Origin of the sequence: Herbiconiux sp. 11R-BC (genome assembly GCF_049472555.1) — a bacterium.
Taxonomy (GTDB): Bacteria; Actinomycetota; Actinomycetes; order Actinomycetales; family Microbacteriaceae; genus Herbiconiux.
In genome coordinates this window covers 104,278-118,601 of sequence record NZ_JBCEBO010000003.1, presented here as the reverse complement: position 1 = coordinate 118,601, position 14,324 = coordinate 104,278, and the positions used below count along the sequence as shown (strand labels likewise).

Below are 14,324 nucleotides of genomic sequence, written 5' to 3'. Positions count from 1 at the left end.
TGTGTGCTTACTCCTTGCCGTGAAGGTCAGTCGCCTTCTGAATCTGCATCAATTCTACGACCTCCGCCGCCGCGGCCCGCACATCGCGGTTCACGACGCGGTAGTCGAACTCGTCCTGGGCCGCCAATTCGACCCGCGCGGTGGTCAATCGGCGCTCCTGCTCCTCGAGCGTCTCGGTGCCGCGGCCGATCAGCCGGCGCACCAGTTCCTCCCAGGTCGGGGGCAGCAGGAAGACCAGTGTCGCCGCCGGCATCGCCTGCTTCACCTGTCGGGCGCCCTGGATGTCGATCTCCAGCAGAACGCTCTTGCCGGCGGCCAGAGCGGCGTCGATCGGCGTCCGTGGGGTGCCGTAGCGCGACTTGTTGTGCACCACGGCCCACTCGAGGAATTCGCCGGCCTCGATCATCCGGTCGAACTCCTCGTCGCTGACGAAGTAGTAGCTCACGCCGTCGATCTCGCCCGGGCGCGGTGCGCGCGTGGTGGCCGAGACCGAGAGCAGCACCTCGGGGTAGTTCTCCCGGATGTAGGTCGAGACGGTGCCCTTGCCCACCGCGGTGGGCCCGGCGAGCACCACGAGGCGACTGAGACCGGTGTTCTCCACGACGGGGGCGCGCTTGACGAGGAACTCGCGCAGACGCTCCTGCTGGTGCACTCCGAGGCCGGAGAGGCGCTTCGAAGAGGCGATCTCGAGCCGGGTCATGATGCGGTCGACGCGGATGGGGCCGAGCCCGGGGATGCTCAGGAGCAGGTCGCGCACACGCAGCGTGGCCTCGATGCTCTCGGTGCTGGTGAGGGCGGTGTCGAGCACGGAGACGGCGCTCAGCCGGCGTTCGTTCACGGCGTTCTTCACCGCCGCACGGGCGCGGCGGGCGGCGACGGCGGCGCGGGAGGCCGCCGCACGATCGACCTCGGGCGGGTTCACGCGATCACCTCGCCCACGAGCCGGGCGTCGTTCTCGATCGCAGCGGCGAGGCCCTGAGGCCCGTGTCCGAGGATCGAGCGCGAGACGCTCACGATCACGTCGGGCGCGAGCGGCCCGAACACGTGCGGGATGGCCGAGAACTCGGCACCCTGGAAGCCGAAGCCCGGCGCGAGCACCGGTGTGGTGCTCAGGCCGCGCACGGCCTCGGCGGTGAAGCCGTACTCGTCGAGGCGCTTCGTGGCGCCGAGCACCAGTCCGAAGTCGCCGAGCCGGGTGCGGTCGGTGTTGCGGGCGGCCACCCCCTCGGCCACGAGGCGGGAGACCGACTCCCCCGAGGGCGTGCGCGCGGTCTGCAACTCGCGCGACTCCGGGTTGGAGGTCGCGCTCAGCACGAACAGGCCCTTGCCGTTCCGCTCGGCGAGGTCGAAGAGCGGGGCGAGCGCGCCGACGCCGGTGAAGGCCGTCACCGTGAGCGCATCCACCTCGAGCGGTGAGCCCGCGGTGAGCCAGGCGGCACCGTAGCCGTCGTTCGTGGAACCGATGTCCCCGCGCTTCGCGTCGCCGATCACGAGCAGGCCGGATGCGCGGGCCGCGGCGAGCACGTCCTCCAGCGCCGCGAAACCGGCCGATCCGTAGGCCTCGAAGAACGCGACCTGGGGTTTCACGATGCCGGCGCGCGGCGCGGCCGCGACTGCCTCGACCACGGCGAGTCCGAAGGAGCGCACGCCGGCGGCATCCGCCGTGAGTCCCCACTGCTCGAGCAGGTAGGGGTGTGGGTCGATACCCACGCAGAGGTGCCCGCTCGCCCCGAAGGCGGCGTCGAGGCGCGAGCCGAAGCTCGGCCCCGCGCCGGTGCCGGGATGCCCGTCGCTCATCCGCGCGCGCTCCGGGCGAGCGCGTACTCCTGCAGCGAGGTGACCTCGAATCCTTCGGTCAGCGCATCGAACGACGCCACGGCGGCACCGAGCTGCGCGATCGTGGTGAACAACGGCTTGTCGGCGGCCACGGCCGCGGCGCGGATCTCGTAGCCGTCGGCCCGGGCCGAGCGACCGCTCGGCGTGTTGATCACCATGTCGACCTGGCCGGAGTTGATGAGGTCGACGATCGTCTCGCCGCCCTGGCCGTTCTCGTCGGCGGCGCCGGCGGCCTTGCCCTCGGAGTACTTCGCCACGATCCGGGCGTGGATGCCGTTGCGGTTGAGCACTTCGGCGGTTCCGCTCGTGGCGAGGATCTCGAAGCCGAGCTGCTGCAGCCGCAGCACCGGGAGCACGATGGCGCGCTTGTCGCGGTCGGAGACCGAGACGAAGACGGTGCCGGATGTCGGCATCCCGCCGTACGCGGCCTCCTGGCTCTTGGCGAACGCCCGCGGGAAGTCGCGGTCGATGCCCATCACCTCGCCGGTGGAGCGCATCTCCGGGCCGAGCACCGAGTCGACGATGAGGCCCTCCTTGGTGCGGAAGCGCTTGAATGGCAGCACGGCCTCCTTCACGGCGACCGGCGAGTCGAGCGGCACGATCGAGCCGTCCTGCGACGGGAGCATGCCCTCCCCCACCAGCGAGTCGATGGTGGAGCCCACCATGATCCGCGAGGCGGCCTTGGCGAGCGGGATGCCGAGCGCCTTCGACACGAAGGGCACCGTGCGCGAGGCGCGCGGGTTGGCTTCGAGCACGTAGAGGATGCCCGCGCCGATGGCGAACTGCACGTTGAGCAGTCCGCGCACGCCGATGCCCTCTGCGATCTTGAGCGTGGCGTCGCGCACGGCGTCGATCTGCGAGCGGCCGAGCGTCACGGGCGGGAGCGAGCAGCTCGAGTCACCGGAGTGGATGCCGGCCTCCTCGAGGTGCTCCATGATGCCGCCGACGTAGAGCCGGTGCCCGTCGTAGAGCGCGTCGACGTCGATCTCGATGGCGTCGTCGAGGAAGCGGTCGACGAGCAGCGGGTTGCCCGCTCCCACCATGCCCTGGCCCTCGATGCGCTCGAAGTAGTCGGCGAGCGAGGGGGTGTCGTAGACGATCTCCATGCCCCGGCCACCCAGCACGTAGGAGGGGCGCACGAGCACCGGGTAGCCGATCTCCTCGGCCACGGCGACGGCCGAGTCGAAGTCGGTTCCGACGCCGTTCTTCGGCGCGAGGATGCCGGCGGCGTCGAGGATTCCCGCGAACAGCCCGCGCTCCTCGGCGAGGTCGATCGCGTCGGGCGTGGTGCCGAGGATCGGCACGCCGGCCTCCTCGAGGCCCTTGGCGAGTCCGAGGGCGGTCTGGCCGCCGAGCTGCACGACGACGCCCACGAGTTCGCCCGACTGCTGCTCGGCGTGGATGACCTCCAGCACGTCTTCGAGCGTCAGCGGCTCGAAGTAGAGGCGGTCGGAGGTGTCGTAGTCGGTGGAGACCGTCTCCGGGTTGCAGTTGATCATGATGGTCTCGAAGCCGGCGTCCGAGAGCGCGAAGGAGGCGTGCACGCAGGAGTAGTCGAACTCGACGCCCTGGCCGATGCGGTTCGGTCCGGAGCCCAGGATGACGACCTTGCGGCGGTCGGAGGGCTCCACCTCGGTCTCGAGGTCGTAGCTCGAGTAGTGGTACGGCGTGAGCGCCGGGAACTCGCCCGCGCAGGTGTCGACGGTCTTGTACACCGGGCGGATGCCGAGGATGTGCCGCACCTCGCGCACCTCCTTCTCGCCGAAGCCGCGCAGCGACGCGATCTGCGCATCCGAGAAGCCGTGCTCCTTCGCCAGCGTGAACATGGCATGGTCGGCGTTGTCCGAGGCGTGGATGGCTTCGGCGACCTCGTTGATGAGCACGATCTGGTCGAGGAACCACGGGTCGATCTTGGTGGCCTCGAAGACCTCCTCGATGCTGGCCCCGGCCCGCAGGGCCTGCTGAACCGTCACGATCCGGCCGTCGGTCGGCACCGCGGCGATGGCGAGCAGTTCGTCCTTCGATGCCGCGAGCGGCTCCCAGTGGAACGACGACCCGCGCTTCTCGAGCGAGCGCAGCGCCTTCTGCAGCGCCTGGGTGAAGTTGCGGCCGATCGCCATCGCCTCGCCCACCGACTTCATGGTCGTGGTCAGCGTCGCATCGGCGGCCGGGAACTTCTCGAACGCGAAGCGGGGCACCTTGACCACGACGTAGTCGAGCGTGGGCTCGAAGGAGGCCGGCGTCACCTTGGTGATGTCGTTCGGGATCTCGTCGAGGCGGTAGCCGATGGCCAGCTTCGCGGCGATCTTGGCGATCGGGAACCCGGTCGCCTTCGACGCCAGCGCCGACGACCGCGAGACGCGCGGGTTCATCTCGATCACGATGATGCGCCCGTTGGCCGGGTCGACGGCGAACTGGATGTTGCAGCCGCCGGTGTCCACACCCACGGCGCGGATGATGTCGATCCCGATGTCGCGCAGCTTCTGGTACTCGCGGTCGGTCAATGTGAGCGCGGGGGCCACCGTGATCGAGTCGCCGGTGTGCACGCCCACGGGGTCGACGTTCTCGATCGAGCAGACGACCACCGTGTTGTCGGCGGTGTCGCGCATGAGCTCGAGCTCGTACTCCTTCCAGCCGAGGATGCTCTCCTCCAGCAGCACCTCGGTGGTCGGGCTCTGGTGCAGGCCGTCGCCGACGATGCGGCGGAGCTCGGTCTCGTTGTAGGCGAAGCCCGATCCGAGGCCGCCCATCGTGAACGAGGGCCGCACGACCAGCGGGTAGCCGAGGTCTTCGGCGAATCCGATGGCCTCCTCGACGGTGTGCGCGATGTGGCTGCGCGCCACGTCGGCGCCCGCGTCGAGCACGAGCTGCTTGAAGATCTGGCGGTCCTCACCCTTGTTGATGGCCTCGAAGTTCGCGCCGATCAGCTCCACGTCGTACTTCTCGAGGATGCCGTGCTCGTGCAGCTGGATGGCCGCGTTCAGCGCGGTCTGGCCGCCCAGGGTCGGCAGGATCGCATCCGGCTTCTCCTTGGCGATGATCGACTCGATGACCTGCCAGGTGATGGGCTCCACGTAGGTGGCGTCGGCGAAATCGGGGTCGGTCATGATGGTGGCCGGGTTGGAGTTCACCAGGATGACGCGCACGCCCTCCTCGCGCAGCACGCGGCAGGCCTGGGTGCCCGAGTAGTCGAACTCGCAGGCCTGGCCGATCACGATCGGGCCGGAACCGATGACGAGAACGCTCTGGATGTCGTCTCTCTTGGGCATTACTCGTGGTCTCCTTCAGAGGGGGCCTCGACGAAGTGCGCGTCGGCCTCGAGGGCCGCGGTCTTCTTCGCCAGGATCATGTCGCGGAAGCGGTCGAACAGGTACATGGAGTCGTGCGGGCCGGCGGCGGCCTCGGGGTGGTACTGCACCGAGAAGGCGTCGATGTCCAGGCACCGGATGCCCTCCACCACGTCATCGTTGAGGCTCACGTGGCTCACCTCGACCCGGCCGAAGCCGGCGGGCGAGTCGATGACGCCCTCGCGGGGCGCGTCGACGGCGAAGCCGTGGTTCTGGCTGGTGATCTCGACACGGCCCGTGGTCTTGTCCAGCACCGGCTGGTTGATGCCGCGGTGACCGAAGGGCAGCTTGTAGGTGCCGAAGCCGAGGGCGCGGCCGAGCAGCTGGTTGCCGAAGCAGATGCCGAAGTAGGGCGTGCCGGTGCGCAGCACGTCGCGCAGCAGCTGCACGTGGGTCTCGGACGCCTCCGGGTCGCCCGGTCCGTTCGAGTAGAAGAGGGCGTCGGGCGCGAGCTCCTCCACCTCGGAGGCCGTCACCGACTCGGGCAGCACCTCCACGTCGAAGCCGCGCTCCGCGAGGTAGTTCAGCGTGGAGGTCTTCACACCCAGATCGAGCACGGCGACCGAGCCGATGCGCTCGCCCACGGCCGGCACCTGATAGCGCTCGGCGGTCGAGACCTCGGCCGAGAGGCTGCGCCCGGTCATCTCGGCGCCCGAGCGCACCGCGTTGAGCTGGTCGGTCTGGCTCAGCTCGTAGTCGGCGCCCGAGAAGATGCCCGCGCGCATGGCGCCGAAGTTGCGGATGTGGCGGGTGACCGCGCGGGTGTCGACGCCGGAGATGCCCACCACGCCGTCGGTCTGCAGGTCGTCGTCGAGCGAGCGCTGCGCGCGGAAGTTCGACACGACCCGGGAGGGGTCGCGCACGACGTAGCCGGCCACCCAGATCTTCGACGACTCCTTGTCGGTGTCGTTCACGCCGGTGTTGCCGATGTGCGGGGCGGTCTGCATCACGATCTGGCCGGCGTAGCTCGGGTCGGTCAGGGTCTCCTGGTAGCCGGTCATGCCGGTGGCGAAGACGGCCTCGCCGAGGGTGCGGCCGCGCGCGCCGTACGCACGGCCCTCGTAGCGTCGACCGTCTTCCAGCACGAGAACGGCGGGTTCGGTGGTGATCACGACGAGGTTCCTTCCTGTTGCGGGATGCCCGGGTGGGGCACGAGGGTGTTCGCGGCCGCGATGAGGCGGTTCGCGTCGCCCAGTTCAGTGGCGCGGAGGTAGCTCTCGACCTCCGCGGGGCCGTCGGCCGAGTCGAAGACCCAGTCGATGCGAACGAGTCCGCCCGATTCGACCACGCGGTCGATGGTCCAGGTCGAGGTGCCGACCGAGCGCAGGGCGTCGCGGATCACGAAGGTCTCCGGTTCGCCCGGGATGACGATGGAGATGCCGGACTCCCAGACCGTGAGCACTCCCCGACCGCGGAACGCGAGGCCGGGGATGGTGAGCCGGTTCAGCGGGTCTCCGGCGGCCGTGGTGGCCACGTAGAGGACGGGCGCGGCGGCGAGTTCGCGGCCCCGCACGTCCGGAGCCGGCACCGCCGTGGTGCGGTCGAAGGCCGACTGACGGCGGCGGCGGCCGCGCCAGGCCCACACCATGGCGCCGAGCGCGGCGAGCAGGAGCAGCACCACCACGCTGACGGGCACGATCATGTCGGGGTTCATCCGGCGATCCCCCGCCCGGACGGCCCGGACGCGAGTTCGCCCGACGCGAAGGCCGCGGCCTCGGAGGCGTCGGCCAGTTCGCCGTCGCGCAGCGTCGCGAAGCCGTGGTGGAAGGTCCAGCGCACGCTGCCCGAGAGCGTCATGCCCTCGTAGGGCGTGTTCGTCGACTTGCCGTGCAGCCGGTCGAGTGTGAAAGCGCTGCGCGCCGAGGGGTCGACGAGCGTGAGATTGGCAGGGCTGCCGTCTTCGAAGGAGTGGCTGTGCCCCGGGAGCCGGCCGATGCGCGCGGGCGTGTTCGAGAGCACGCGGGCCACGTCGTCCCAGCCGAGAAGCCCGGAGTCGACGAGCGCGGTCTGCACGACGGGCAGCGCCGACTCGAGCCCGACCATGCCGAAGGAGGCGGCATCCCACTCGCTCTCCTTGCTCTCGCGCGGATGCGGGGCGTGGTCGGTGGCCACGATGTCGATGGTGCCGTCGGCGAGCCCCTCGCGGAGCGCCTGCACGTCTTCGTCGCGGCGCAGCGGCGGATTCACCTTGAAACGCGCGTCGTAGCTGCGCACGAGGTCCTCGGTGAGCAGCAGGTGGTGAGGGGTGGCCTCGGCGGTCACCGCGATGCCCCGGGCCTTCGCCCAGCGGATGACGTCGACCGAGCCGGCCGTCGACAGGTGGCACACGTGCAGGCGCGCCCCCACGTGCTCGGCGAGCAGCACGTCGCGGGCGATGATCGACTCCTCCGCCACCGCGGGCCAGCCCTTGAGGCCGAGCTCGGAGCTCAGGGCGCCCTCGTTCATCTGGGCGTTCTCGGTGAGCCGAGGGTCTTGCGCGTGCTGCGCGATCACCCCGTCGAAGGTCTTCACGTACTCGAGGGCGCGCCGCATCAGGAGCGAGTCGTGCACGCACTTGCCGTCGTCGGAGAACACCCGCACGGCGGCCCGCGACTGCGCCATGGCGCCGATCTCGGAGAGCCGCTCCCCCGCGAGGCCCACGGTGACGGCGCCGATCGGCCGCACGGTGGCGTAGCCGGCCCGGGCGCCGAGCGCCTGCACCTGCTCGACCACGCCGGCGGTGTCCGAGACGGGCAGCGTGTTGGCCATCGCGAAGACGCTCGTGAAGCCGCCGGCCGCGGCGGCGCGCGTGCCGGTGAGCACGGTCTCGCTCTGCTCGAAGCCGGGCTCGCGCAGGTGGGTGTGCAGGTCGACGAGTCCGGGGAGGGCCACGAGGCCAGCCGCGTCGATCACGACGGTCCCGGATGCGCCGGTGCCGGCCCCGGGCGCCGTCGACACGATGCGCCCGTTCTCGATCAGGATGTCGGCCACCGTGCCGTCGGGCAGCGTGGCGCCCTTCAGCAGGGAGCGCGCGCCGCCCTGCCGGATGCTCGTGTCGCTCACGCCTGTGCCTCTCGTTCGCCGGACAGCAGCAGGTAGAGGACCGCCATCCGGATGGACACCCCGTTCGCGACCTGTTCGAGAACCGTCGACTGCGCGGAGTCGGCCGCGCCGGCCGAGATCTCGAGTCCACGGTTCATCGGTCCGGGGTGCATCACAATGCTATCCGGGCGCAGACGCCCGAGCCGCTCGTCGTCGAGGCCCCACTGCCTCGCGTACTCGCGGGCGGTCGGGAAGTAGGCCGCGTTCATCCGCTCGCTCTGGATGCGCAGCATCATCACCACGTCGGGCTGGGTGAGGGCGAGGGTGGCGTCGAGGTCGTAGGAGACGTCGACCGGCCAGCTCGCGGTGCCGAGCGGCACGAGGGTGGCGGGGGCCACGAAGGTCACGGTGGCCCCGAGCGTGCGCAGCAGCCACAGGTTCGAGCGGGCCACGCGGGAGTGCAGGATGTCGCCCACGATCACCACGCTCACCCCGTCGAGGTCGCGGCCCCGGCTCGTGCCCGGGAACAGGCGCCGCCGCATGGTGAAGGCGTCCAGCAGCGCCTGGGTGGGGTGCTCGTGGGTGCCGTCGCCGGCGTTCACGATGCGGGCGTCGATCCAGTCGCTCTGGGCGAGCACCTGCGGTGCGCCGGAGGCGGAGTGCCGGATGACGACCCCGTCGGCTCCCATGGCGGCGAGGGTCTGCGCGGTGTCCTTCAGGCTCTCGCCCTTGGACACGCTCGAGCCCTTGGCGCTGAAGTTGATGACGTCGGCCGAGAGCCGCTTGGCGGCCGCCTCGAAGGAGATGCGGGTGCGCGTGGAATCCTCGAAGAAGAGGTTCACCACGGTCTTGCCGCGCAGGGTCGGGAGCTTCCTGACCTCGCGGTTCTGCACATCCGCCATGTCCTCGGCGACGTCGAGGATCTGGATGGCCTCGTCGCGGCTGAGGTCCTTCGTGCTCAGGAGGTGTCTCATGCTCCGGGCACCTCCTCGATGCTGACCTCTTCGGCGCCGTCGATGCTCTCGAGCCGCACGTTGATGCGCTCCTCGCGGGAGGTGGGCAGGTTCTTGCCCACGAAGTCGGCCCGGATCGGCAGCTCGCGGTGGCCGCGGTCGACGAGCACGGCGAGGCGCACCGCCCGCGGGCGGCCGAGGTCGTTCAAGGCGTCGAGCGCAGCACGGATGGTGCGTCCGGAGAACAGCACGTCGTCGACCAGCACCACGGTCTTGCCGTCGATTCCCTGGCGGGGCACCTGGGTGGGGCTCGGGGTGCGCGTCGGGTGCCGCGCGAGGTCGTCGCGGTACATCGTGATGTCGAGGGAACCGACCATCTCGGCCGGAACCGCGCCGGGCTCGATGCCCGCCACGATCGCCCCGATGCGCTCCGCGAGCACGGAGCCACGGGTCGGGATGCCCAGGATCACGAGATCGGCGGCTCCCCGGTTGGACTCGAGGATCTCGTGCGAGATCCGAGTCAACGCCCGGGCTATGTCAGCCTGCTGCAGCACTGTGCGCGCCACGACCGACCTCCTTCCCCGCCTCTCGGACGGACTTAAAGGATGTGGTTTGTCTTGCCCTCGAGCCTATCATCGCCCGGCTGGGTCCGGTCCACGCCAGCGACCACGAACGACGGAACCTCGGGCGTGATCGCGGAATCGACGGAGTCTGGGCCCGGCACTTCCCCGACTCTCCGTCGTTTCGGCGGCGCAGGGTCGCCTTCGGCCGACCGATCAGGCCGATTCCGCGACCTTGCCCAGCACGCCGTTGATGAAGCCGGAGCTGTCGTCGGTCGAGAGGGTCTTCGCCGCCTCGACGGCTTCCGCGATGGCCACCGAGGAGGGCACCTCGTCGTTGTAGAGGATCTCCCAGATCGCGATCCGGAGGAGCGCGCGGTCGACCGTGGGCATCCGCGCGATCGTCCAGCCCTGCGAATAGGTCTCGATGGTCTCGTCGATCTCGGCCGCGTGGTCCATCACGCCGTCGACGATGTCGCGGGCGTAGAGCCACGAGGTCTGGCGGTCGGGCTCGCTCGCGGCGCGCCCGGCCTCGGCGGCCAGGCTCTCGGCCACCGGGATCTGCCGCACGTCGGCGGCGTAGAGGATGTCGAGGGCCCGCTTACGGGCCTTCGTGCGTGCGCTCAACGACGGAACCTAGTTGACCCGGCCGAGGTAGTCGCCCGTGCGGGTGTCGACCTTGACCTTGGTGCCGATCTCGAGGAACAGCGGAACCTGGATCTCGTAGCCGGTCTCGACGGTGGCGTTCTTCGTGCCGCCGGTCGAGCGGTCGCCCTGCAGGCCCGGCTCGGTGTAGGTGATCTCGAGAACGACGGAGGCGGGGAGCTCGACGTAGAGCGGCTCGTCGCCGGTGAGCGCGATGGTGGCCATCTGCTGCTCGAGCATGAAGTTGGCCGCCTCGCCCACGATGGCACCGGGGATGGTGATCTGGTCGTAGTCGGTCGTGTCCATGAACACGTAGTCGTCGCCGTCCTTGTAGAGGTACTGGAAGTCGCGGCGGTCGACATTGGCCGTCTCGATCTTCGCGCCCGCGTTGAAGGTGCGGTCGACGAGCTTGCCCGTGCGCACGTTCTTGATCTTGGTGCGCACGAACGCGCCACCCTTGCCGGGCTTGACGTGCTGGAACTCGATGACGTTCCAGAGCTGGCCGTCGATGTCCAGCACGGTGCCGTTCTTGATGTCGTTCGTTGAAGCCATGAAAAAGGTGATCCGTTTCGAAGAGTGTGGGGTGCGACCGGCGTTTCGGTCCTGAAAGAGTGTAGCGGCTCAGGCCTGAGGGCGGCTCAGAGGGCGAGCACGGCGCGCAGCGCCAAGCGGTAGGAGCCGAATCCGAAGCCCGCGATCACTCCGGTGGCGATGCCCGAGATCACGCTCGTGTGCCGGAAGGTCTCGCGGGCGTGCGGGTTCGAGATGTGCACCTCCACGAGCTCGACGCCGGCCTTGGTGACGAGGGCTGCGGCATCCCGCAGCGCGTAGGAGTAGTGCGTGAACGCGGCCGGGTTGAGGATGACCGGAGTCTTCGTGTCGACCGCCTCGTAGAGCCACGAGATGAGTTCGGCCTCGTCGTTGGTCTGCCGCAGGTCGACGGTCACGGGCTCGGGCAGGTTCATCGCCTCGACGTCGGCGACCAGCAGCGCCTCGAGCGCCACCAGGTCCTGCGAGCCGTACACGTCGGGTTCTCGGCTGCCGAGCCGGCCGAGGTTCGGGCCGTTCAGAACGAGCACGGATGCCATGGAAGTCTCCTCAGGGCGACCGCTACGAAGCGATCTCTTGGTAGGCAGCGTAGAGCAGCGCGGTCTCCGGCCCCTGCAGCACGCTCGGGCGCGCGAGGTCGTCGAGCACGATGAAGCGCAGCATGCCGGCTCGCGCCTTCTTGTCGCGCTGCATGGTGGCGAGCAGGGTCTGCCAGCGCCCGGCGGGGTAGCTGATCGGCAGGGTGAGCGCGTTCAGGATGCTGCGGTGCCGGTCGACCACGGCGTCCGGCAGCGAGCCGGTGAGCCGGCCCAGCTCGGCCGCGTAGACCATGCCGACGGCCACCGCGGCGCCGTGCCGCCACTGGTAGCGCTCGGCGTGCTCGATGGCGTGGCCGAGCGTGTGACCGTAGTTCAGGATCTCGCGGAGTCCGGCCTCCTTGAAGTCACTCGACACCACGCGGGCCTTCACCCCCACGGAGAGCTCGATCAGGCGGCGGAACTCGTCGCTCAGCGGGTCGGTGGCCACATCGACGTCGCGCTCGATGATGTCGAGGATCTCGGGTTCCGCGATGAAGCCGCACTTCACCACCTCGGCGAACCCGGCGAGGATCTCGTTGCGCGGCAGGCTCGCCACGAGGTCGAGGTCGGCGATCACGGCGCGCGGCGCATAGAACGCGCCGACGAGGTTCTTGCCCTCGTTGGTGTTGATGCCGGTCTTGCCGCCCACCGCCGCGTCGACCATGCCGAGCAGCGTCGTCGGCACCTGCACGAGCGTCACGCCACGCAGCCAGGTCGCGGCCACGAAGCCGGCCAGGTCGGTGACGGCGCCCCCGCCGAAGCCGATCACCGCATCCGTCCGGGTGAAGTCGGCCTGACCCATCACCTGCCAGCAGAAGGCGGCGACCTCGACGCGTTTGCCGGCCTCGGCATCCGGGATCTCGGCCAGCAGCACCTCGAAGCGCCCCAACAGGGTCTCGCGGAGCTCGGCCGCGAGCAGCGCGAGGGTGGGCGGATGCACGATCAGCACCTTGTTCACGCCGGCGCCGAGGCTGTCGCCCACGCGGTCGAGCACGCCCCGGCCGATGACGATGTCGTAGGCGCCGTCGCCGGTGACGGGGATGACGGTGGCGTCGGGGGCGCCGAGTGCGTCGGGGGTCATCGGATGCTCTCCTTCGGGAGGGGCTGCTCGTGCGGTCGCGTGCGCACCCAGTCGGCGATCTCGGCCGCGAGCAGCTCGGTAGGGCGGTCGGTGGTGTCGACGGTGTGGTCGGCGAGGCGCTCGTAGAGGTCGCGGCGGCGTTCGTAGAGCGCCATCCATGCGTCGAGGTCGGGCACGAGGGGCCGCTTGGCGTTGCCCAGGCGCGACACCACGGCGTGCGGCTGCACCGTGAGCAGAACCACCGGAACGGCGGCGAGGTCGTGCTGCGTGTCGGGGTCGAGCACGGCTCCCCCGCCGAACGACACGACGGCGTCGACGCTGAGCGCCTTCACCACCTCCGCGCGCTCGAGCGAGCGGAAGTGGGGCTCCCCGTGGGTGGCGAAGAGCTCGGGGATGGGCCCGTGCGCCTCGACCACGAGGCGGTCGGTGTCGATGAACGGCAGGCCGAGCAGCCGGGCGACGCGCTTGCCGATCCGCGATTTCCCGGCCGCCGGAGGCCCGATCAGAACGACGCTCACGGGCGGGCGATGCCCGTCCGGAGCGCCTCGGGGATGGCGGCGAGGTACGACTCGAGGTTGCGGCGGGTCTCGCCGACCGAGTCGCCGCCGAACTTCTCGAGAACCGAGTTCGCGAGCACGAGCGCGGTCATCGCCTCGGCCACCACGCCGGCGGCGGGCACGGCGCAGACGTCGGAGCGCTGGTGGTGCGCCGCGGCGTCTTCACCGGTGGCGACGTCGATGGTGTGCAGGGCGTGCGGGACCGTGGCGATCGGCTTCATGCCGGCGCGCACGCGCAGCACGGTGCCGGTGGACATGCCGCCCTCGGTGCCGCCGGCGCGATCGGTGGAACGCGTGATCTCGTCGCCCTCGCGGTAGAGCTCGTCGTGGGCGGCCGAGCCGCGCCGGCGGGTGGTCTCGAAGCCGTCGCCGACCTCGACGCCCTTGATGGCCTGGATGCCCATGAGGGCGGCGGCGAGCTGCGAGTCGAGGCGGCGGTCCCAGTGCACGTGCGAACCGAGACCCGGCGGCACGCCGTAGGCGAGCACCTCGACGACACCGCCGAGGGTGTCGCCCTCCTTGTGGGCGTCGTCGATCTCGGCGACCATGCGCGCGCTCGTCTCCGCATCCCAGCAGCGCACCGGGTCGGCGTCGAGGGCGTCGACGTCGGAGGGGCGGGGCAGCGGGGTGCCGTCGGGAACGCGCACCGGGCCGATGGCGAGGGTGTGGCTCACGAGCTCGATCCCGAGCTCGGCGAGGAAGGCCTTCGCGACGGCGCCGAGGGCGACGCGGGCCGCGGTCTCGCGGGCGCTCGCGCGCTCGAGGATGGGGCGGGCCTCTTCGAAGTCGTACTTCTGCATTCCCACGAGATCGGCGTGCCCGGGGCGGGGGCGCGTGAGCGGGGCGCTGCGGCCGGTGCCGGAGAGCGCCTCCTCGCGGGGCTCGACGCCCATGACCTCGGTCCACTTGGGCCACTCGGTGTTGCCGATGCGCACCGCGACCGGGCTGCCGAGGGTGCGGCCGTGCACGACGCCGCCGGAGAGGGTCAGCTCGTCCTGCTCGAACTTCATGCGCGCGCCGCGGCCGTAGCCGAGCTTGCGCCGGGCGAGGTCGGTGCGGAGCTGATCGAGTGTAATCGGGATGCCGGACGGGAGTCCCTCGACGATCGCGACGAGTTCTTGACCGTGGGACTCCCCGGCGGTGAGCCAACGAAGCATGATTACGATCTTCCCACAGACCACGGAGCCGTCAGGTCCG

14 protein-coding genes are annotated in these 14,324 nt (G+C 70.3%); all 14 read right to left on the bottom strand.

The window, feature by feature from the left end:
* Positions 1–7: 7 nt before the first annotated feature.
* The 14 genes from gmk to aroC all read right to left on the bottom strand — a co-directional run bounded on the left by gmk (position 8) and on the right by aroC (position 14,284).
* Entirely contained in the window at positions 8–922 is a 915-nt protein-coding gene (gmk, locus tag VD659_RS09045) for a guanylate kinase (protein ID WP_423260781.1), read from the bottom strand.
* A complete protein-coding gene (gene pyrF / locus VD659_RS09040) occupies positions 919–1,797 on the bottom strand; it encodes an orotidine-5'-phosphate decarboxylase (protein WP_423260780.1) in 879 nt (292 codons plus the stop codon). Before pyrF ends, gmk begins: the two co-directional genes overlap by 4 nt.
* Positions 1,794–5,105, bottom strand: a complete 3,312-nt coding sequence (gene carB, locus VD659_RS09035) for a carbamoyl-phosphate synthase large subunit (RefSeq protein ID WP_423260779.1) — start codon at positions 5,103–5,105, stop codon at positions 1,794–1,796. Before carB ends, pyrF begins: the two co-directional genes overlap by 4 nt.
* Positions 5,105–6,292: a glutamine-hydrolyzing carbamoyl-phosphate synthase small subunit gene (gene carA, locus VD659_RS09030; RefSeq protein ID WP_423261088.1), complete on the bottom strand. Its 1,188-nt coding sequence runs from the start codon at positions 6,290–6,292 to the stop codon at positions 5,105–5,107. Before carA ends, carB begins: the two co-directional genes overlap by 1 nt.
* Positions 6,292–6,837 (bottom strand): hypothetical protein, encoded by a 546-nt coding sequence (locus VD659_RS09025; protein ID WP_423260778.1) that lies wholly within the window; start codon positions 6,835–6,837, stop codon positions 6,292–6,294. Before VD659_RS09025 ends, carA begins: the two co-directional genes overlap by 1 nt.
* On the bottom strand, positions 6,834–8,225 hold the full coding sequence (locus VD659_RS09020) for a dihydroorotase (protein ID WP_423260777.1): 1,392 nt from the start codon (positions 8,223–8,225) through the stop codon (positions 6,834–6,836). The genes VD659_RS09025 and VD659_RS09020 overlap by 4 nt, the downstream gene beginning before the upstream one ends.
* A complete protein-coding gene (locus tag VD659_RS09015; RefSeq protein ID WP_423260776.1) occupies positions 8,222–9,178 on the bottom strand; it encodes an aspartate carbamoyltransferase catalytic subunit in 957 nt (318 codons plus the stop codon). Before VD659_RS09015 ends, VD659_RS09020 begins: the two co-directional genes overlap by 4 nt.
* Positions 9,175–9,723, bottom strand: a complete 549-nt coding sequence (gene pyrR, locus VD659_RS09010; protein WP_423260775.1) for a bifunctional pyr operon transcriptional regulator/uracil phosphoribosyltransferase PyrR — start codon at positions 9,721–9,723, stop codon at positions 9,175–9,177. The genes VD659_RS09015 and pyrR overlap by 4 nt, the downstream gene beginning before the upstream one ends.
* A gap of 210 nt (positions 9,724–9,933) precedes the next feature.
* On the bottom strand, positions 9,934–10,344 hold the full coding sequence (gene nusB, locus VD659_RS09005) for a transcription antitermination factor NusB (protein WP_137835748.1): 411 nt from the start codon (positions 10,342–10,344) through the stop codon (positions 9,934–9,936).
* Positions 10,345–10,353: 9 nt separating this feature from the next.
* Positions 10,354–10,914, bottom strand: a complete 561-nt coding sequence (efp, locus tag VD659_RS09000; RefSeq protein ID WP_137835749.1) for an elongation factor P — start codon at positions 10,912–10,914, stop codon at positions 10,354–10,356.
* A gap of 86 nt (positions 10,915–11,000) precedes the next feature.
* Positions 11,001–11,450, bottom strand: coding sequence for a type II 3-dehydroquinate dehydratase (locus VD659_RS08995; RefSeq protein ID WP_137835750.1), 450 nt, complete (start codon positions 11,448–11,450; stop codon positions 11,001–11,003).
* Positions 11,451–11,472: 22 nt separating this feature from the next.
* Positions 11,473–12,570, bottom strand: a complete 1,098-nt coding sequence (gene aroB, locus VD659_RS08990) for a 3-dehydroquinate synthase (protein WP_423260774.1) — start codon at positions 12,568–12,570, stop codon at positions 11,473–11,475.
* Entirely contained in the window at positions 12,567–13,088 is a 522-nt protein-coding gene (locus VD659_RS08985; protein WP_423260773.1) for a shikimate kinase, read from the bottom strand. The genes aroB and VD659_RS08985 overlap by 4 nt, the downstream gene beginning before the upstream one ends.
* Positions 13,085–14,284 carry a chorismate synthase gene (aroC, locus tag VD659_RS08980; protein WP_423260772.1) on the bottom strand — a complete coding sequence of 400 codons (1,200 nt, stop codon included), beginning with the start codon at positions 14,282–14,284 and terminating at the stop codon, positions 13,085–13,087. The genes VD659_RS08985 and aroC overlap by 4 nt, the downstream gene beginning before the upstream one ends.
* Positions 14,285–14,324 lie beyond the last annotated feature (40 nt).

Coding starts and splice junctions, on each gene's coding strand:
- aroB (WP_423260774.1), bottom strand. CDS start 12,570: ATGACCCCCGACGCACTCGGCGCCCCCGACGCCACCGTCATCCCCGTC.
- VD659_RS09015 (WP_423260776.1), bottom strand. CDS start 9,178: ATGAGACACCTCCTGAGCACGAAGGACCTCAGCCGCGACGAGGCCATC.
- carB (WP_423260779.1), bottom strand. CDS start 5,105: ATGCCCAAGAGAGACGACATCCAGAGCGTTCTCGTCATCGGTTCCGGC.
- aroC (WP_423260772.1), bottom strand. CDS start 14,284: ATGCTTCGTTGGCTCACCGCCGGGGAGTCCCACGGTCAAGAACTCGTC.
- VD659_RS09025 (WP_423260778.1), bottom strand. CDS start 6,837: ATGAACCCCGACATGATCGTGCCCGTCAGCGTGGTGGTGCTGCTCCTG.
- pyrF (WP_423260780.1), bottom strand. CDS start 1,797: ATGAGCGACGGGCATCCCGGCACCGGCGCGGGGCCGAGCTTCGGCTCG.
- VD659_RS08995 (WP_137835750.1), bottom strand. CDS start 11,450: ATGGCATCCGTGCTCGTTCTGAACGGCCCGAACCTCGGCCGGCTCGGC.
- efp (WP_137835749.1), bottom strand. CDS start 10,914: ATGGCTTCAACGAACGACATCAAGAACGGCACCGTGCTGGACATCGAC.